This window comes from Nostoc commune NIES-4072 (assembly GCF_003113895.1).
In the GTDB taxonomy this organism is placed as follows: domain Bacteria; phylum Cyanobacteriota; class Cyanobacteriia; order Cyanobacteriales; family Nostocaceae; genus Nostoc; species Nostoc commune.
The window spans coordinates 1,460,276-1,478,364 of record NZ_BDUD01000001.1 but is presented as its reverse complement, the minus strand read 5'-3'; the positions used below and the strand labels follow the sequence as shown (position 1 = coordinate 1,478,364).

The window sequence follows — 18,089 nt, the reverse complement described above, 5'->3', positions numbered from 1 at the left end:
CCACAAACAATCTTTGTGAGGTCAATAATGGAAGTGAATGAACTTGGTTTTACTGCTGAAAAAATGGCTGAACTTGACTCTAAAGGTTATGAACTATATCAGCAAGCCGAATCTAATCCTAGCAAGGGCTATGGGATGGTCGTTCAATAATAATTCCAGTAATAATTATCGTGAATGGATTTAACAATCTATCAAAAATGTCATGATAATTGATGTTTATGCTAGGTAATCTCCTGACACAAATATAAATGTATACTGTTGCAATAATCTTTGAAATTATAGAGGTATTTATATGGAGTACAGTAACAATACTGAACTTGGTAAAGTCAATTTGTGATGTCAAATCTTCAAGGTAAGCAAATGGGGCAAGTAATAGTTACCCTCACCGTTACGAATCGAATTGAACAAGTTTTGGCTCAATGAAGCTTTATTTATCCAAAGCAAGTTCGCTCTTATACTAAAAATAATGTTTTATTTGATACTAGTACAAATTTGCTGTTAATATAGGGCAATGTTTTGAATTTTAGAGCTTAAGTGGGTGCATTATTCATGTTTGCGAGAATCACAGACTCTAATGGAAGTATAGTCACAATAGTTGATCGGAAAGTAGTGACACACCAAAATGGTCAAATTATAGATAGATTCATTGACAAAAATGGCAATATTTACCTCGAACGTCCTCAAAGCGAAGTCATTGACGGTATCGAGATCATAAACGCACTCAGGATCGGGGCTGAAAGTTTCTACCAGATGCAAGGACTTGGTATATCGATTGGTCGAACCGAGTAAATTAAGTTAGTCTACCTTAACCACTAGGTAGGCAGCTTGGTGGTGCAGAAAAGTTTTTTGAGTCTCATGATGAGGAGCCTGTGTAGTCAAAATATCGGCTGAAACCCATTGTCCTCGTTAGACTTTTGTGGAGATGTCTAAAATACTATCTCATTAAAAATTCTTTATCCATAAGGGTTTCAGGAGTTTTTTGCACCACTAAGGGTAGGCAGAGATAAGCTAGCCCATAAAGTAGCTGATATAATATCAATAGCAGTCAAGAGGTCTGACCTTTTCAGATCGCGGAAGCTAGGTCTTCCCTTGACTGATTTTTATTGTCTAAAAATATAGAACAGCCATGTATTTGCTGTATGCAGATGAGTCTGGCACAACGCATGACTCAAACCAACAATATTTTGTACTGGCTGGATTTTGTGTATTTGAGCGTCAAGGATACTGGATTTCTGATCAGCTTGACCAAATTGCTGCTAGATTTGATCCTGCTGATCCAGTATCAGTTGAATTGCACGGTAGTCCAATGCTGAGTGGTAGAGGAAAGTGGAGGAGCTATCCTAAGAGCGATAGAGAGAAAGCTATTGAAGATATTTTGCAGGTTTTTCTACAGTCACACCCAAGTAATCGACTATTTGCAAGTGTGATCAAGAAAACTGTAGTATCGCCAAAAGACCCTGTTGAAGTTGCATTTGAACAACTGGCTAGTAGATTTGATAGGTACTTGATCAGGCTGCACAAAAATGATAATACACAGAGAGGCATTATAATTTTTGACAAATCCACTTACGAGACAACAATTCAATCTTTAGCAACTGACTTTAGAACTATTGGATACAGTTGGGGCGTTATCAGAAACTTTTCTGAAGTGCCTTTATTTTTAGACTCAAAAGCTTCGAGACTAATTCAACTTGCTGATATACTCGCTTATGCAATTTTTAGATATTTTGAAAAGGGAGATAGCAAGTTTTTCTCTATTATTCAGTCCAGATTGGATTCTGAAGGCGGTATAGTTCATGGATTACATATACAGCAATAAAATTATATTTATCTAACACCACACTCCAATGCAAATTTTTGAAGCAAGGCAAAAAATACTGTACTTAACTTAAATTAAATCTAATTGCATTATATTCCCTTCAGAGAAACCGATGCTGGAGTAAACTGGTTTACCCGATGGCGAGGCGTTAAGAAGTACTCGCGTGCAACCGATCGCTTTTAAATATTCAATTGCTCTATTAGTTAGGCATTTAGCAATGCCTTGTCTGCGGTAAGATTGTTCTACATAAACGCCCCAAATATATCCAAACTTGCGGTATTCATCTTTGAAAACATTCGGGTATAAGCCTGCAAAAAGTTGACAACTTGCAGAACCCACAACTGTATTATCAACCTCTGCAACAAAAGCCTTGTAAAACAAATCCCGACGCGCCTCTTCTATGAATTTGAGGGTAATCTTCTGCCAATCAAGATCGATATTACTTTCATGCACACCAATATTTAGCCACATTTGGTAGGAGTGTTTTGTAATCAGTGAGTCTTCTTTAATCGTGGCTTCTCTGATCGTGATATGTTTTTCTGTGAGCATAATTTTCTAACAATTTTTCGGAACTCACACCTAACTCCTCCCCAAAATCGGGAAGGAGTTTTTTAGCATTACCTAAAAACAAGGTGCTGTGCTTGTATTATGGGCAGTTTGACAGATACAATCTCAGACTCTGTGTGCAGATATTTCCTCTGGCTTTTCTTGCCTTTGCAACGCAGAATACAGCCTATTGAGCGCATTTACATAAGCTTGTGCGGATGCCACGATGATATCTGTGTTCGCTGCATGACCAGAAAACACTTTAGAATCATAACGTAAACGAATCGTTACTTCTCCAATAGCATCAATACCGGCTGTTACTGACTGCACAGAGAACTCAATCAACTCGTTAGGCACATTCACCACACGGTTGATAGCTTTGTAAACTGCATCCACTGGCCCAGTACCGATCGCAGCATCGGTTAATTCTTCACCTTCTGGGGTACGCAAGGTAACTGTAGCAGTCGGGCGGGCGTTGCTACCACAGGAAACTTGCACCAATTCGACTCGGAACAAATCGGGTGCTTGTTGGATTTCATCGTTAACGATCGCTTCCAAATCCCAATCAGAAATATCTTTCTTTTTATCTGCTACTTCTTTGAATCTGACGAATGCTTTATTTAAATCAGTATCTGACAGTTCAAAGCCCAATTCTTTCAACCGGGTGCGGAAAGCATTTCTACCTGAATGTTTGCCCAAAACTATTTGATTGTCTGTTAAGCCAATCAATTGAGCATCCATAATTTCGTAGGTGAGCTTATTTTTTAGCACACCATCTTGGTGAATTCCAGACTCGTGGGCAAAAGCATTTGCCCCAACGATCGCTTTATTTGGTTGTACTAACATTCCCGTCAAATTGGAAACTAGGCGTGAGGTTTTGTAAATTTGCCGAGTGTCGATATTTGTCAGGGATTCTTGAGATTCTTCTGGTCTTCCCAAATAGGGATTAAAATATTGCCGTCGCACATGCAGCGCCATCACCAATTCTTCTAGTGATGCATTTCCAGCACGTTCGCCAATGCCATTGATGGTACATTCTAGTTGGCGTGCGCCATTTTTCACAGCTTCTAAGAAGTTAGCAACTGCCAAGCCTAAATCGTTATGACCATGAACGGAAATAATCGCTTGGTCGATGTTGGGGACATTTTCAATAATCCCCTTAATGATTGCCCCAAACTCGCTAGGGGTTGTGTAACCGACAGTATCAGGAATGTTAACTGTAGTTGCACCAGCTGCGATCGTTCTCTCTAACACTTGGTAAAGAAATTCTGGATCGGAACGAGCCGCATCCATCGGTGAAAATTCTACATCTGTCACGAAGGATTTGGCATAAGCTACCATTTCTTCTGCGATCGCTAGCACTTCTGCCCGTGACTTCCGCAACTGATACTCTAAATGTATATCAGAAGTGGAAATAAATGTGTGAATTCTGGCGTTAACTGCTGGTTTTAATGCTTCTGCGGCTGCTTCAATATCTGCTTTAATCGCTCTTGCCAAACTGCAAATTACCGGGCCATTTTCTGTCCCGACAATTTTGGCAATCTTGCTGACTGCTTCAAAATCTCCAGGGCTAGCAAAGGCAAAGCCTGCCTCAATTATATCCACACCCAGACGCGCCAGTTGCTTGGCAATAACTAGCTTCTCGTCTATATTCAGAGTCGCTCCTGGACACTGCTCTCCATCTCGCAGTGTAGTATCAAAAATGATGATTCGGTCTGTTTTGTTTGTCATTTGCGGTTTGTTGTTTAATTTTTACTTGTGGATCAAAATATCTTCAAACTTAGTTTTTATTTATACTCTAACCTTTGTAAATAATTGCTAAGAATACTAACCTTCTGTTTTTTCTATTTGATCTCTGATATCATTTAAATCTATATATCTGTCAGTAGCATTGCGTAGCTCTCTAGCTATCATTCCTTCTGTCGATACTACTGTAATATGTGTATTTTTTGAGCGTAATAGTTCGATTGCTCTTTCAAAATCTCCATCGCCACTGAATAATACTACTCGGTCATACTGGTCTACTGTATTAAACATATCTACAACAATTTCAATATCTAAATTCGCTTTTTGCGAGTAACGACCAGAGGTATCATCATAATATTCTTTAAGAATTTTAGTTCTAACTGTATATCCTAGACTAATTAGAGCATCTCTAAAACCTCTTTGATCTTGTGGGTCTTTTAAGCCAGTGTACCAGAATGCATTAATTAATGTTGTTTCTGATTGTTCATGTTTAAAGTATTCTAAAACTCGCCGAGGGTCAAAAAACCAACCATTTTTTTGTTGAGCATAGAACATATTGTTTCCATCTACAAAAATAGACAGACGATTCATTGGAGAACCCATACAAATTTACACCTAATAATATATATGAATTTAGATGGAACAATAGATTATAGCAATTTTCAAATGCCTTGTTTGCTAATATCTATAAACTAACTCTTCATCTGTAGCTTTTATCCTACCTCTTTCAAGGGATAAAAACGCCTGCAACATTGGAGTTGAGATCCTGGGTGCTAAACCTTATTCACCTCCGGCACTGCAAGAGCCACCCTGTGATCAAAATCTACCAATAAAATTGAACTAGTAACAGCATTCATAACTGTATAACACTAAATTTTACTCCTAAAGAGGTATGGCATAAGCTTAGGGTAGGATATAAGTTGATCCCTATCTATAGGTTTAGCTTTCAGTATAAGGATACGCTTTGTGGGAAGTACCAATATTGCGCCAAAGACAGAAGACAAGCTTGGGACAGCTTCTGGTAAAACCCTAGTTAAGAGCATACTTGTTGGTTAGGTTAAGGTAAAATCTTGCCCCAACCAACTACAGAGACAAAGTATATCCGGCTATAATCTGTGAGACAATCACTCTTTTGTAACTCACTCAACAGAAAAATAATAAGTCAGGCAGTACCTGAGTAAGAATCTCTTGGGGGCTACCTTTGCCAATAAAAGTTTGTTGATAAATAGAAGATACTTTACAAATGTATAAGATTATCATTTAAGTATTATTTCAATGTGCTTGTACTAAAACGTGGTCTGAATAAATAAAAGTGTTGGACTTAAATCAATCAGTAACACGATATGGCAGAAGAACCTACATCTACCTTAACTAAAAACTATGTCTCTGCTGCCAATAGACACTCAAGTAAACCGACAAAGGTAACATCAACAGCATCGGCTCGTCAGTCAAGATGGATGGTTCTCTTAGGTCATCTCCTCGCTGGCGGTTGGGCAATGGGTGCAGCAGTGCTGAGTGCTTCTGGTGGGGAATTGGTTCAATTGATGGAGAATAAGGCGCTTTCTGCCTTTTTTCAAGTGCGTGGCCCGATTTCGCCTCCAGAAGACATCGTAATTTTAGCAATAGACGATCAGTCAATATCAGTTCCCGCACAGTACTATAAAACAAATCCGAAACAGTATGCCTACTTAGAAACACTGAAATCTTATCCTTATAAACGGGCTGCTTATGCTCAAGTAATCACAAAGTTAATCAAAGCAGGTGTCCGTTCTGTAGCAATAGATGTCGTTTTTGACACGCCAAGTAGTTATGGAGCTAGTGACGATCGCCAACTCCAGGCAGTATTACAAAAATATGGCAGCAAAGTTACCTTAGCAGCTGTCTACGAAAATTCCCAGACGCACCAAGGGTCTTTTATGCAACTGATTGACCCGCAACAAATGTTTCATACAGGGTCAGTGTCCATTGGCTCAGTTAATTTCCCTTTGGAGACAGATGGTAAAGTTCATCGATTGGCAAGTGAGTTTTCTAAGTTGTTAGCGGAAGACAATTTGATTGAGAAACTACCTTCTTTTGATGAAGCAGCAATCAGGGCCGCACAAGTAAATTATCCCCGACCAAAGGGCGATCGCATTCATTTTTGGGGGCCTGCGGGTACATTTGAGCAAATACCCTTTTGGCATGTACTTGATCCGGAAAACTGGAACACCTATTTGCAGCAAGGAAAGGTCTTTAAAGACAAAATAGTGCTGATTGGTGCAACAGATAAGTTACACAATGATTATTATCCAGTCGCTGCTAGCAACAGCGCTAAACCCATGTCGGGCGTGGAAATTCACGCCAATGCGATCGCAACTTTGATGCAAGGTAAAGCAATCGCCCCAGGAATTAAAAGTCCACCATTGCGGGGTTTGTTTGTGCTAATTATAGTTGGCAGTACAGCCTTGATGATTAGCAGACGCAAGCGTACTATCAATAGATTTCTTTATAGCCTCGCCCTGTCTGGTGCTTGGGCAGGAATTAGTTATGGGTTATTTATTCATGGTCAGTTAATTCCCACTACTGTACCAATGATTGCGATCGCTATGATTGGATTTTCCTACCTGGGAACCTCATTAGTCAGAGAAAGCATCAAAAAACGCCAATTAGTAGATATTTTTCAAAAGTATAAAACTTCCGCCGTTGTCCAAGAGATTATCAGCCAACAAGATGACTTGCAAGACCTAATCCAGCAACGAGATTTAGCCTTATCAGGAAAAGTCCTAGCTAGACGCTACAGAATTGTCAAAGTTCTCGGTTCCGGTGGATTCAGTGAAACCTACATTGCCGAAGATACCCAACGTCCCGGAAATCCGCGATGTGTTGTCAAACAACTAAAACCAGCCAACACCAAACCAGAAGCATTGCAACTTGCTAGACGTTTATTTAACTCGGAGGCGCAAACACTCGAAAAATTGGGAATACACCCTCAAATTCCTCAACTTTTGGCGTATTTTGAAGAAGATGAAGAATTTTATTTAGTACAACAACAGATCATTGGTCATCCTTTAAATCAAGAATTGCCACCAGGCAGAGCAATTGAGGAAATTGCAGCGATCAGAATTGTTAGGGACTTATTGCAAATATTAACATTTGTCCATAAAAATAATGTGATTCACCGGGATATTAAACCCAGCAATATCATGCGCCGACATTCAGACGGTAAACTAATCCTGATTGACTTTGGAGCCGTCAAAGAAGTTAGTACCAAACAGCTCGATCATCAAGAGCAAAGCCCCTTCACCATTGGCATTGGTACTCAGGGTTACGCACCAAGCGAGCAATGTTTTGGGCGTCCACACTACAGTAGTGATATCTATGCAGTCGGTATGGTTGGGATTAAAGCCTTAACTGGTATGGCACCCCGTGAGCTACCTAGAGATGCTGATGGAGAGATAAGATGGAGCGATGCCTACGGCGGTAAACTACGCACCCAGGTGAGTCACTCCTTCGCTAAAATTCTCAGTAAAATGGTGCTGGATGACTTCAAACAGCGATATCAGTCGGCATCAGAGGCTCTTGAGGATCTTGAAGCTTTTGACGATGTTGTAAATTTCCAAAGCATATACCCCATGCTCCAGAATGACTCATTAATGAATACTTTAGATGACTTAGGCACTCCCACAAAATCTAGCTCAGAAGCATCCTCAGAAACTACTTGAGAAGAATGCAAGGATGGGAAATGATTCAGATAAATAAGCAGGGGAGGAAAAAGAGTTAAGTTATTGGTGGACAAATAATTCTTTATCCTCCTCTCTCCCTCCCCGTGTCTTCTTCACTCAGTGCTGCATATAATTTAATCTAACGACAAAAATTCTTCCCCTGTCGTGGGATGAATGCCTATAGTTTCATCCAAATCTTCCTTAGTGATGCCTTTTCGAATTGCCACACCCAGACTTTGAATGATATCTGCTGCATGTTCACCCACCATGTGAGCGCCCAAAACTTGCCCAGAATCACCATTTAACACTAACTTTATAGTGGTTTGATCATTCTGTTCGATTAGCTGATACAACAGTGGTTGGAACTGGGTGCGGTAGCATTGTACAGCTTCACCGAATTTTTCCCGTGCTTTCGCCTCTGTCATTCCCACACTAGCCGCTTCTGGACGGCAAAAAACAGCAGTGGGTACATAATCATAATTTAGTTTTTGCGCCTTGTTGCCAAAAACTGTATCTGCAAAGGCAATACCTTCTGCCTTAGCCACTGGAGTCAATTGCACGCGGCTAGTGCAATCACCCACAGCAAAAATATTTTCTTGGCTGGTGCGGCTGTATTCATCTACTTTAATTGCACCATCTTCGCCAAGTTCAACATGGGCATTTTCCAAACCAAGATTCTTGGTATTTGGAGCGTAACCTGTGGCAACTAAGATGGTATCTGCTGTAATTATTTCTTGCTTCTCACCAGTAATAGTTAACAACAAAGTCTCATCTGAGTATTTTATTTTAGCAACGGTGCTATTGGTGAATATCTTAATTCCGCGTTTAATCAAACCCTGTTGTACAGCAGAGCAAATGTCATCATCAAACCCCGATAAAATCGTCCCGTCTCTTTCAATCACCGTCACTTCACAGCCGAAAGCGTGCATCATGCTGGAAAATTCTACGCCAATGTAGCCGCCGCCAATAATTGCTAAACGTTTCGGCAGATAGGGTAGCTGAAACATCTCGCGGGATGTGATAGCGTATTCTATACCTGGGATTTTGGGCTTGAGGGGTTGCCCTCCCACAGCAATTAAAATTTTGTCGGCTGTAACTTTGCGTCCATCAATATTAATAGTGTGGGTATCGATGAAAGTTACGTGTTGAGAAATTAACTCAATTCCAGCTTTTTGCAATTGCTGAAAATAAGACTGGTTAATGGTGTCAATATGCTGGTGTACTGACTTAATAAATAATGTCCAGTCAAAGTATGTTTGGCAGTCACTCCACCCATAACTGTGCGCTATTTGATTTTGCAAGGCGAAGTCAGCTGCGTAGACAATCAGTTTTTTCGGAACACAGCCGCGATTTACACAAGTTCCACCGACGGATTCTTGTTCAGCAACAGCGACACGTACACCGTAACTAGCTGCTTTTTTAGCTGCTGCCAATCCTCCAGGCCCAGCACCAATGACAAACAAATCGTAATCAAATGTCATAAAAATCTGTTCCTTTTTCACTTTTTGGAAAGCAGAGCTATTTCATACCTTATAGTGATTCACACAAAACTTAATCTACTGTCTTTGGGTGGACAATTTGGGATGAAACCAGGCTGATATCTAGCAGATTGGCACATTAATAGCAATTACATCCAAAAGGAACAGCGATCGCGCGAATAATGCTAAATTATATTACATTATGTTGTAAAAAAGCATCTTGGCTAGATTTGGTGAGTATGCGATCGCACTTTTAGGATTTCCCAAAAATAAATTATCCCATCTTGTAGGGTGGGCATCGCATCTTAACCTATCGATAATTATGGAGAATCAAGGAAAATTTGCATCTCTTGTGCATCCCGTGTCATTCCTAAGAGCTTAAAACCATCAATAGCCTTAATTGACAATTGGTAGGCTTTCTCTGCACTTCCCCACTTTTTCTCCCAACGGGCAAGAGAACGCTGATAGCGAGCTAAACGCCGCTTATTGTGGGTCATTTCAGCGACAGTGAAACCTTGAATTAATAGCTTTTCAGCTTCATTGCGATCGCCTTGTTCGATAGCAATATCAGCTAGCCAATTTCTAGCAGAATTGATTACTCGATGCCAACTAATTTTTTCTGCACTTTGCATCACATCTTGGAAAAGCTTCTTTGCCAAAGAATATTCTCCTTCTAAATAAAGGATTTCAGCCCGATGGTAAAGAACGGGAATAAAATAGCGGATGTGCTGTCGTTCCTCTAGATTCGCCTCGATCACCAATTTTTCTTCTACCGTTAGCCAGTGGCGGGCATCTTGATAATCCTTTTGTCTAATTTGTAGCCTAGCCATACTTTCGGCTAAGTCAGCCTGAACACATAAATCTGCATGATCGCGTAAAATCCACGTCCGCCGCAAAATTTTATCTGCTTCTTTGAGACTCACAGATGAACACTCTCGAATTAGTAGCCAGCTTTTGCGGACAATGATTTTTACGAAAGAAGACCATTCACCACGCCGTTCTGATTGTTCTATGAGCCATTGCAGCCAATCTAAGCGATCGTCCCAATAGGCATAGACATTTGCATAGTGGATCAAGAGCATCCATAAATCTCTAACTGCTTCATAGCGGTCTTGGTCTTTACACCAATAAAGTACTGCCCGTAGGTTTAAGGAGTAGCCACTGGATAATTGACCAATTGAATATACGATCGCCAAAGGGATTCCGCCTGTGCGATCGTATAGTTGCTTCGAGTCTTCATCGTTGATGCTTATACCTTTTTCTTCAGCTTGTTGTCGAATCAACTGCAAACCATCATCTGGTGGTAAGTTTCGCAGACGGATTGGCAGCAAGGCAATTTGTTCGCGGCTAGTAATTATTACTTTGATGCAAATGGGTAGATTATATAAAAATTCAATAACCTCATCCCTATCCTCTATAGTCTCCATATTGTCCACAATCAACAGTGTTCTCCGTTTTGAGAGAATTTGGCGTACACGATCAAATTGGTCATTGGGAGGAGATTGAAGAATTGTCGGGTCGTTTAAAGCATTAGCAATTTCTCGAAAGATATCGCGTAGATTACGCTGTCCCTGTTGCCGCCACAATATACTATTAGTGGGAATAAGTTCTTGTTGTTTGGCTGAAGTAAAAATAATCGCATCAAATTTGGGTGCTTCAGAAGAGTTTTCGTTACTAGCTTTTAAGCACAGGTAAGCAGCTGCTAACACCAGTGCCGTTTTACCTACGCCACCAATGCCATGTACTGTGATCATGTGAGCGCCATGCACCGACGAAAGACGTTCTAATAGCTTTTTCATATCTGCCTCCCGACCAATAAACTGGGTGTAAGTCGGTGCTGGCAGATTGTGGGGGATATCACGGCGTTGGATAGCAGATACAACAGATCCTCTACGATAACCATGCTTTTCCAAAACATAGGCAAGATTACTTGACTTGACGCTTTTATTTGCTTCTCCTGTCAAAGCTTCGATATCCCGATAGATATTGGTTAACCCTGCTCTGACAACACCATTTTCTTTGTGCAAATCTTGACCAATCTTTTTCAAGCTGTACCCACAGAGTAACCCAAGTAACAGGTCTTTCCTGGTACTTTGTCTGTAACGCTTTTGAAGCGTAACCTCCAAATTAGTCAGTAGTCGGTCTATCTCCCAGTCCTGCAAAATCCTGCGATTCCAACTTTTAGGTAAATTCCAACCTTCTGACTGATTTGGCATAAATATCACCTAATAAATTCGTCATCAATGTGACATTGGCAACATTTTAACAAACAAAAGTTTAACAATTTAATAACATTTTTTTAACAGTGTTAATTCTTGTCTTCAATTTAACCAGTAAGCTAATTTATAAGTTTATTTTTGTCTCTACTAAGTAGAGGCTAGCGGTCATACCGATTTCTAAGCTCTAAAACTTTGTCAAATGATTTTTTCAAAAATTACTCGATAAAATTATGACAAATAAAACACTTAGCTTTCTAAACCTCTTGTTTGGACTAAAACAATCCCGACGTTATTTTCCAGACGAAAAACAAGTCTGTGTATTCAATAAACGTCCTATATTATACCGAGGCTTTTCACCAAACTCTGCACAGGAATCAATCAATGAACTGCAAGAGAGACTTCAAGCTCAGGGTTTTCTGTCAAGTATTAGTGGTAAATTTGACTTAGAAACAGAAGAGGCTGTAATCAAATTTCAAAAAGCCAATAATCTTCATGTAGATGGAATAGTTGGGCCACTGAGTTGGTCTTGCCTTTTCTACCCAAAGCTTTACCGCAATCAAAAAAGTATGTCTCCAAAATTACAGGATGCAGTTAAGGAACTGCAAATTATTCTTAATGAAGAAGGGTTTTTCAAAAAAGAACCTGACGGGTATTTTAGTCGTGAAACTGAAAGAGGCGTTAAACGCTTTCAAAGAACTTATGGACTGAAAGATGATGGCATCGTTGGGGCTGCAACTTGGGCTGTCCTTTTGGGAATGCGACAAAAAATAGACAACAAAAGCTTTCTCCAGTTAATTTATTTTCTACCACCACAGTCCTGGTTTTTATGGGAGCAGTTTTTAATGATCTCTTTCATTATGTTGGGTATTTATTATAGCCCTATACCAGGAGATGATCCTGAATGGAATACAGCTTTAGCAACTGCTTATGGGCTTACCTGTATAGTGCCTTTTCTCTTGGAGTGTTTACCGATAAAGTCGTCGAAGCAGTCAAGCTTACCGCTTTTACAATACGCTCCTTATGTGTTGACTGGTATCTTTTGGAAACCAATTATCAATTTCCTGGGGACATTGTTTAATTAAGCATTCGATAGTTGAATAAATTATGAGCGATCGCTATTTTATTTTGGGTTGTGCTTGTAAAGAATTGCGATCGCTTAGTTCGGGTGGATATGCGATCGCACTTCTATGCTGCAACTGCACTGAAGAAAAAATTCAGCCGATTCAGCCATTGATGCCAGACATGAATTAGCGTTGCACGATCAAATTCAAAAATTTCTGCTTCTTCACCTGGCAAGGCTACAACAATGAGAGCATGGTTAATTTTGCAGTTAAAAAGGCGATCGCTACAATATCGGTTAATTGCACCACTATAAGCAGCTACTTGTAAAGGCTTGTCATAAAGCTTATCAAATCTCAGTTTTGGTTCTTCGGCTGTCGTCCATTCAATTACATGTGGAACACCTTGATAACGAGCAACTAAATCAACTTTTCCGGCGTAAAGTTCCTGATAGTTAGGCACAACTTGCTCAACCAGTTGAACATCGCTAAGTTGGTTTAGGACAGATTGAACGCTATCCCAGTAAGGCTGAATCAGGCTGCTGTCAGGTTTGGGTGAGTAACCTTGCAGGTGTTCTTTAATCTAGGACTTACGCAAAAATTGCTAAAAAGCTTAATTTCTCGAACCGCCAAGACGCCAAGAGCGCCGAGAATTCGTAGAGTGTGCGTAAGTCCTAATCATGATGAAATATTGTGAAATTTTTCACAATTGGCAGTTAAGTCCTGAGCAAATAAAGCTGCTACTAAAGCAGTATAGAGATGGTAATAGATTACTTGTCGATTGCCTAAATAACGCTACTTCTAATGTATCTCCTGAAGTCCGATCGCACATCGAAGACACCCTACTCTTACCCATCGCTGAAATAGAAAAACGACCATTCAAAAATTAAATCGCCTTCTTCTTTGCGTAAGGATAAAATCATAACAAAGGCGGGTGCGGGGATTGAACCCGCTAATCCCCACAATGGTGGAGACGTAACCGATAATCCTAAATTCATCGGCCCCGAAAGGCAAGTTGCGAACAAGGATAACCCGCCATGAAGTATGAAGGATAAAGTGTTTCATCCTTTACCCTTCAGGAATATCTACAATTCACCCGTAGCTAGCATCTGAATGATTCGAGGTGTACCTGGGTCGAACCCTGCCAAATCCCAAGACAGCGAATCTTCAGGATCTACCAAAGTAATTTGGTAAGGTGTTAAGGTGACATACACCGCCTTAACGTTAGGGTTTACCTTTTTGCGGTACTCCTTCAGCGCTTGACTTGGATGCTTATACCCAGCCCAGCTTTCTGAATCAGTCCAAAAGCAGACTACATCTGCTTTAAACTTATTCTTAATCATCCAGTCGTAAGCTACAGATGCATCCGTTCCACCGAAGTTTTGGTTGCTAGCTTTGCGAACCGCAGAACTAAAACTATCTTTGGCGGTGATACCCAATTCCCGGAATTCCGTAGCAAAGCCGCGAATCATGTAGTTTTTCTCTGCTTTTGCTGTTACCAGTGCCATTGTGGTGGCAATTTCACAACAAGTTAGTCCCATATCTGCAACTAAGCTACCCATAGAACCAGAAACATCCACGGCGTGCATGAATACTTTACCTGTGGGTTGCACAACATCAAAAGACAGTTCAACCGCCTTTTCTAAAATGTCCACAATCCGAGGAACTGGGTTCCAAGTTTTCTTACTGCGTCCTAATGTTCCACCACATTGATATGTTTTGAGTGCTTTCAAAACATCAATCGGATGGATGCGACCTTTACGCAGATGTTCTCTACGATTAAGAACTGCTTCCACTTGCTGCAAATTAGCGTTTTCATCAGCTCGCAACACACCCAGTTCAGTTAAAGAACCCAAGTTACGTAACATTGCACCTATTGGCATTTCCTGAAATAGCAGCTGCCAAGCAAGCTTGTCCATTTTGCCCACAGGTGCAGCCATTTCGTGGGTTAAGCGTCCTTGGGAAATAGCTTCATGGGTTTGGGTGGGATTCCGCTTGAGCCACTCATACCACCAAATCTGCGCCAATGCCTCTGAGGGGATATCTGCTGGCAATTCTTCCCAGCCTCTAACTACCCACTCAAATAGTTGACGGTGATTTTCTGTAGGCGGTTTGACATGGAACAACCGCAACGCATCTCGGTGGGAGAAGCCTTGACGCTGTTGATATTTCAACAGTTGATAAGCTAAACCCTTGACATCTTCCCTTGAGAGCCAAGTTTTACCAGCTTCCCGCACTACTTTGCCAAATCCCCGCAGAGATTTGGTGTAGTTCAACCATTCGTAGAAGTGGCTACCAGTGCGGACAATTTGTGGAAAGATTTCACCAAATGTCTGTTTTGCTTCTGGTGCTTCACCCATCGACAGCAACACTAAAGCCAAGATAGGCGCACTGTTATTGATGGCGCGTCCATCGCTAGCATAGATAATTTCTTCTGCTACACGGCCGGGATTTTCGGCAACAGCAAGTCTTACAACTGTCACAAAATCTTCAGTTAATTCCTGTTTGCCAGCGTAGTAAGTGCTTTTTGCTGTGCCAACTAAAAGACAACGGCGCAGCATTTTCCAAATGCCAGCATCAAACATCCAGCCGCCGGAACGTCCCTGAACCATTTCGGCTTCTCGTCCGGGGATAGGTTGATTTTGGGGTGTTGTAGTCTTATTTTTCGTGAAAAAATTGTAATTCATGACTTCATCTCCCGGCCCTTGCAGGCAAAAAAGAAAGGTGGCGGAGCGGGATTTGAACCCGCGACCTCTCGAACCCAATTCGATAACCCTAATTCGTCGGCCTTTTCAGGCAAGGGGTGAATAAGGATGTTTTTAGCGCTCTACCTCTGAGCTACCCGCCACGTAAAAAGTTAGGAGTTAGGAGTTAGGAGTTAGGAGGTTGGAGTTTGGAGTTAAATATTTAAAACTTCTCACTCTTGAGTTTCTACTCAGCATTCAGTACTTAATTTGGTGTAGTGGAGCGGGAATTGAACCCGCGACCTCCCGCTTAACAGGCGATAACCCTTGATTCGTCGGCCTTTTCAGGCAAGGGCTGAATAAGGATGTTTAGGCGCTCTAACCACTGAGCTACCCACCACATATCAAGTAAAATTAGCTTGTATTACTAATGTAGTATATGTATTATGCGTTGTCAAGGGGTTGGCAAGTTAATTTATGAGTTCTTGGTTGAGTGAAAAACTCTCTTGTTTTCGCTAGTAAAAACTTTTGTGCGATCGCTAACAAGTAGGAGGTCGATAAGGGTATGACATCTACTGAGTAAAGGTTTTGCCGACAAATTTGCCACAACTTTGCCAAAAGATACAAAAAAGTGTCTCAATTTTTGCCAAGATATATAATATTATTTCCCAAAATTCACTTGGCAAAAATCGGCATGAGTGAGAAACCCATAGAAGATAACGGCAAGGCTTTTCTCGTTCTACTTTTGCCCATCTCGTTCTTGATTATTTTCCTAGTTACCACTTGGAGATTTTTACTGGCGCTAATTGTTCTAGTAATTGGCTTCAAGCTTTGGCAGGAATATCAATGGCAACAGTGGACTCATCGAGTTAACCCAATTTTTCATCAGTTGGTTCGGGAAAATCAAGGCAGACTTACGCCAATGGACTTGGCAATGAGGGGCAATTTTCCTGGAACGACGGCAAAACGCTACTTGGATAGTAAAGCCTCGGAATTTGGCGCTAGTATAGTCAACTCCGAAGATGCGGGGCAGTCTTATTACTTTATAACTGCCAGCATTCTCGGTAATATTCTTGATAGTAGTGAGCCTGTTAAAGAACTTCCTACTCAACCAGTTACTAAAACTGCGCGTTCGTCGCAGACGTTGGCGCAGCCATTGCTCCTAGCACCACCACCAACCCCACAAGAGGAAGAACTAGAAACCGAATCACCACTACAGCCAACCCATGAGTCAGCTAAACAATCCCTGGAAAAACAGTTAATTTTTGGCTCTCTGATTCAATCCGAACTTGCCAAACGACTAAATGTCTATTCCAGCACGGTTTATAAACGGCGAAACGATCCAGAGTTTCCTGAGTGGAGTCGCAGCAAAGACCCTGATGGTATTGCCTGGACATACTCGGAAAAAACTAAAGAGTTTTTCCCAGTGGAGGAAGAAGGGTAAAACAATTCGTAATTCGTAATTAGAATTTTTGAATTCTTGTTTGTAAACCTACAGCTTCGTTGATGGAATTTAAGCCGCTTTGTTCTAGTAGGACAAGCAAACCTGCTAAAATCCGGCGAACCATCAGTGGGCCTTCGTAAATCCAGCCTGTATAAACCTGGATCAAACTAGCACCAGCAGTAATTTTCTCCCAAGCATCTTCAGCAGAAAAGATGCCACCAACGCCAATAATCGGGATTTGTCCTTGGGTTTGCTGCCAAATAAAACGAATTACCTCAGTGGAGCGATCGCGCAATGGTTCACCGCTAATTCCGCCAGCTTCATCCTGGGGTGATTTGCCTGTTTGGTCAATCACCTGGGTTTTAAGTCCATCACGGCTGATGGTGGTATTAGTGGCGATAATTCCTGCTAGTTGGTAGGTTTTAGCCAAAGAAATAATGTCAGCGATCGCAACCCAATCCAAATCTGGCGCTATCTTGACAAAAATTGGCTTTTGTGTAGTATTTTCTTGTTGCAATAAATTCAATATGGAACTGAGCATAGAAGCATCTTGGAGCGATCGCAACCCCGGTGTATTGGGAGAAGAGACATTAACAACAAAATAATCTCCCAAATCCTTGAGGTAGCGAAAACTATCGAGATAATCCTGTGCGGCTGCTTCTAGAGGAGTTACCTTAGATTTACCCAAATTTATCCCTATGGGTATTGACTGGGTTAACTTCTGCTTTTCCTGTATCAAACGTGCCGCCATTGCTGCTGCACCGCGATTATTAAAGCCCATCCGATTGAGAGCAGCTTTGTCCAACGGCAAGCGAAACAAACGCGGACGCGGATTTCCTAGCTGTGCGTGAAAAGTTACAGTTCCTAATTCCGCAAAGCCAAAACCCAGGTTAGACCAAATGTTAGCAGCTACTCCATCCTTATCGAAACCAGCTGCTAACCCTACCGGATTTGGGAAGTTTAGCCCAAACAAATTTTGTTCTAAGCGTGAATCGTACAGACATAAAGATTTTTGTAAGCGTTGATTTAACCAACTAGCAGGGGTTTGCGATAGCCAGCTAAAACTGCGAATCGTCTGCTGGTGTAACCACTCTGAATCGGCTTTTACCACATTGAACAAAAGCGGACGAATGGCAAATTTATAAATATCCATTAGCTTTTCAAAAAAATTACTCACTTAGGCATAGTTGCATAAAAAATACCCTTACTTACGGGTAAGGGTATGGGAATATTACTATGTATGAGATATCCTTGTTTTGTCACTTTGGGAGAATGTAATAGCCCAAAGGTTTACGGGGCTTTAGTTTCGAGTTTGTTATAAATAAAGCCTCAAACCTTTATAAAATCAAAGTCTTAGAGTTTGGCTTTCATTCTTGTTTACCGAGAGTGACAAA

14 protein-coding genes and 2 tRNA genes are annotated in these 18,089 nt (G+C 41.1%); 6 read left to right on the top strand and 10 right to left on the bottom strand.

Going from position 1 to position 18,089, the window contains the following annotated elements; all coding sequences use genetic code 11:
* The first annotated feature begins 27 nt into the window (after nt 1-27).
* A complete protein-coding gene (locus CDC33_RS41135; RefSeq protein WP_280524394.1) occupies nt 28-150 on the top strand; it encodes a hypothetical protein in 123 nt (40 codons plus the stop codon).
* Between the two features lie 982 nt (nt 151-1,132).
* Entirely contained in the window at nt 1,133-1,819 is a 687-nt protein-coding gene (locus CDC33_RS06575; RefSeq protein ID WP_244919156.1) for a DUF3800 domain-containing protein, read from the top strand.
* 69 nt (nt 1,820-1,888) lie between these two features.
* Here CDC33_RS06575 and CDC33_RS06570 read toward each other — a convergent pair whose 3' ends face one another.
* The 3 genes from CDC33_RS06570 to CDC33_RS06560 form a co-directional block, all read right to left on the bottom strand.
* Nucleotides 1,889-2,368 (bottom strand): GNAT family N-acetyltransferase, encoded by a 480-nt coding sequence (locus tag CDC33_RS06570; RefSeq protein ID WP_109007805.1) that lies wholly within the window; start codon nt 2,366-2,368, stop codon nt 1,889-1,891.
* A 123-nt stretch (nt 2,369-2,491) separates the two neighbouring features.
* A complete protein-coding gene (locus CDC33_RS06565) occupies nt 2,492-4,096 on the bottom strand; it encodes a 2-isopropylmalate synthase (RefSeq protein ID WP_109007804.1) in 1,605 nt (534 codons plus the stop codon).
* A 96-nt stretch (nt 4,097-4,192) separates the two neighbouring features.
* Nucleotides 4,193-4,714 (bottom strand): LabA-like NYN domain-containing protein, encoded by a 522-nt coding sequence (locus tag CDC33_RS06560; protein WP_041565194.1) that lies wholly within the window; start codon nt 4,712-4,714, stop codon nt 4,193-4,195.
* Nucleotides 4,715-5,454: 740 nt separating this feature from the next.
* Here CDC33_RS06560 and CDC33_RS06555 point away from each other — a divergent pair.
* Complete coding sequence (locus CDC33_RS06555) at nt 5,455-7,812, top strand: CHASE2 domain-containing serine/threonine-protein kinase (RefSeq protein WP_109007803.1); 2,358 nt, start codon at nt 5,455-5,457, stop codon at nt 7,810-7,812.
* 134 nt (nt 7,813-7,946) lie between these two features.
* Here CDC33_RS06555 and gorA read toward each other — a convergent pair whose 3' ends face one another.
* The gene (gene gorA, locus CDC33_RS06550; protein WP_109007802.1) at nt 7,947-9,293 is read right to left on the bottom strand and encodes a glutathione-disulfide reductase; all 1,347 of its coding nucleotides are present in this window, start codon (nt 9,291-9,293) and stop codon (nt 7,947-7,949) included.
* 317 nt (nt 9,294-9,610) lie between these two features.
* Nucleotides 9,611-11,506, bottom strand: coding sequence for a tetratricopeptide repeat protein (locus CDC33_RS06545; RefSeq protein WP_109007801.1), 1,896 nt, complete (start codon nt 11,504-11,506; stop codon nt 9,611-9,613).
* A 233-nt stretch (nt 11,507-11,739) separates the two neighbouring features.
* Here CDC33_RS06545 and CDC33_RS06540 point away from each other — a divergent pair, with 233 nt between their 5' ends.
* Nucleotides 11,740-12,591 carry a peptidoglycan-binding domain-containing protein gene (locus CDC33_RS06540; RefSeq protein WP_109007800.1) on the top strand — a complete coding sequence of 284 codons (852 nt, stop codon included), beginning with the start codon at nt 11,740-11,742 and terminating at the stop codon, nt 12,589-12,591.
* 103 nt (nt 12,592-12,694) lie between these two features.
* Here the strand turns inward: CDC33_RS06540 and CDC33_RS06535 are convergent, their stop codons facing one another.
* Complete coding sequence (locus tag CDC33_RS06535; protein ID WP_109007799.1) at nt 12,695-13,030, bottom strand: hypothetical protein; 336 nt, start codon at nt 13,028-13,030, stop codon at nt 12,695-12,697.
* Nucleotides 13,031-13,247: 217 nt separating this feature from the next.
* Between CDC33_RS06535 and CDC33_RS37725 the strand changes: the two genes are divergently transcribed.
* Nucleotides 13,248-13,457, top strand: coding sequence for an NACHT C-terminal helical domain 2-containing protein (locus CDC33_RS37725; protein WP_146195784.1), 210 nt, complete (start codon nt 13,248-13,250; stop codon nt 13,455-13,457).
* 195 nt (nt 13,458-13,652) lie between these two features.
* Here CDC33_RS37725 and CDC33_RS06530 read toward each other — a convergent pair whose 3' ends face one another.
* From CDC33_RS06530 to CDC33_RS38380, 3 genes are all read right to left on the bottom strand, one after another.
* Nucleotides 13,653-15,254 carry a TROVE domain-containing protein gene (locus CDC33_RS06530; protein ID WP_109007798.1) on the bottom strand — a complete coding sequence of 534 codons (1,602 nt, stop codon included), beginning with the start codon at nt 15,252-15,254 and terminating at the stop codon, nt 13,653-13,655.
* Between the two features lie 37 nt (nt 15,255-15,291).
* Nucleotides 15,292-15,415 (bottom strand) — tRNA-OTHER (locus tag CDC33_RS38385).
* 107 nt (nt 15,416-15,522) lie between these two features.
* Nucleotides 15,523-15,652: transfer RNA gene (locus tag CDC33_RS38380), tRNA-OTHER, on the bottom strand.
* Nucleotides 15,653-15,945: 293 nt separating this feature from the next.
* Between CDC33_RS38380 and CDC33_RS06525 the strand changes: the two genes are divergently transcribed.
* A complete protein-coding gene (locus CDC33_RS06525; RefSeq protein WP_109007797.1) occupies nt 15,946-16,695 on the top strand; it encodes a hypothetical protein in 750 nt (249 codons plus the stop codon).
* Nucleotides 16,696-16,714: 19 nt separating this feature from the next.
* On the opposite strand, the gene CDC33_RS06520 is transcribed toward CDC33_RS06525, so the two are convergent.
* Nucleotides 16,715-17,848 carry a quinone-dependent dihydroorotate dehydrogenase gene (locus tag CDC33_RS06520; protein WP_109007796.1) on the bottom strand — a complete coding sequence of 378 codons (1,134 nt, stop codon included), beginning with the start codon at nt 17,846-17,848 and terminating at the stop codon, nt 16,715-16,717.
* Nucleotides 17,849-18,089 lie beyond the last annotated feature (241 nt).

Coding starts and splice junctions, on each gene's coding strand:
- CDC33_RS06540 (WP_109007800.1), top strand. CDS start 11,740: ATGACAAATAAAACACTTAGCTTTCTAAACCTCTTGTTTGGACTAAAA.
- CDC33_RS06525 (WP_109007797.1), top strand. CDS start 15,946: ATGAGTGAGAAACCCATAGAAGATAACGGCAAGGCTTTTCTCGTTCTA.
- CDC33_RS41135 (WP_280524394.1), top strand. CDS start 28: ATGGAAGTGAATGAACTTGGTTTTACTGCTGAAAAAATGGCTGAACTT.
- CDC33_RS06570 (WP_109007805.1), bottom strand. CDS start 2,368: ATGCTCACAGAAAAACATATCACGATCAGAGAAGCCACGATTAAAGAA.
- CDC33_RS06530 (WP_109007798.1), bottom strand. CDS start 15,254: ATGAATTACAATTTTTTCACGAAAAATAAGACTACAACACCCCAAAAT.
- gorA (WP_109007802.1), bottom strand. CDS start 9,293: ATGACATTTGATTACGATTTGTTTGTCATTGGTGCTGGGCCTGGAGGA.
- CDC33_RS06560 (WP_041565194.1), bottom strand. CDS start 4,714: ATGGGTTCTCCAATGAATCGTCTGTCTATTTTTGTAGATGGAAACAAT.
- CDC33_RS06545 (WP_109007801.1), bottom strand. CDS start 11,506: ATGCCAAATCAGTCAGAAGGTTGGAATTTACCTAAAAGTTGGAATCGC.
- CDC33_RS06520 (WP_109007796.1), bottom strand. CDS start 17,848: ATGGATATTTATAAATTTGCCATTCGTCCGCTTTTGTTCAATGTGGTA.
- CDC33_RS06555 (WP_109007803.1), top strand. CDS start 5,455: ATGGCAGAAGAACCTACATCTACCTTAACTAAAAACTATGTCTCTGCT.
- CDC33_RS37725 (WP_146195784.1), top strand. CDS start 13,248: ATGATGAAATATTGTGAAATTTTTCACAATTGGCAGTTAAGTCCTGAG.
- CDC33_RS06565 (WP_109007804.1), bottom strand. CDS start 4,096: ATGACAAACAAAACAGACCGAATCATCATTTTTGATACTACACTGCGA.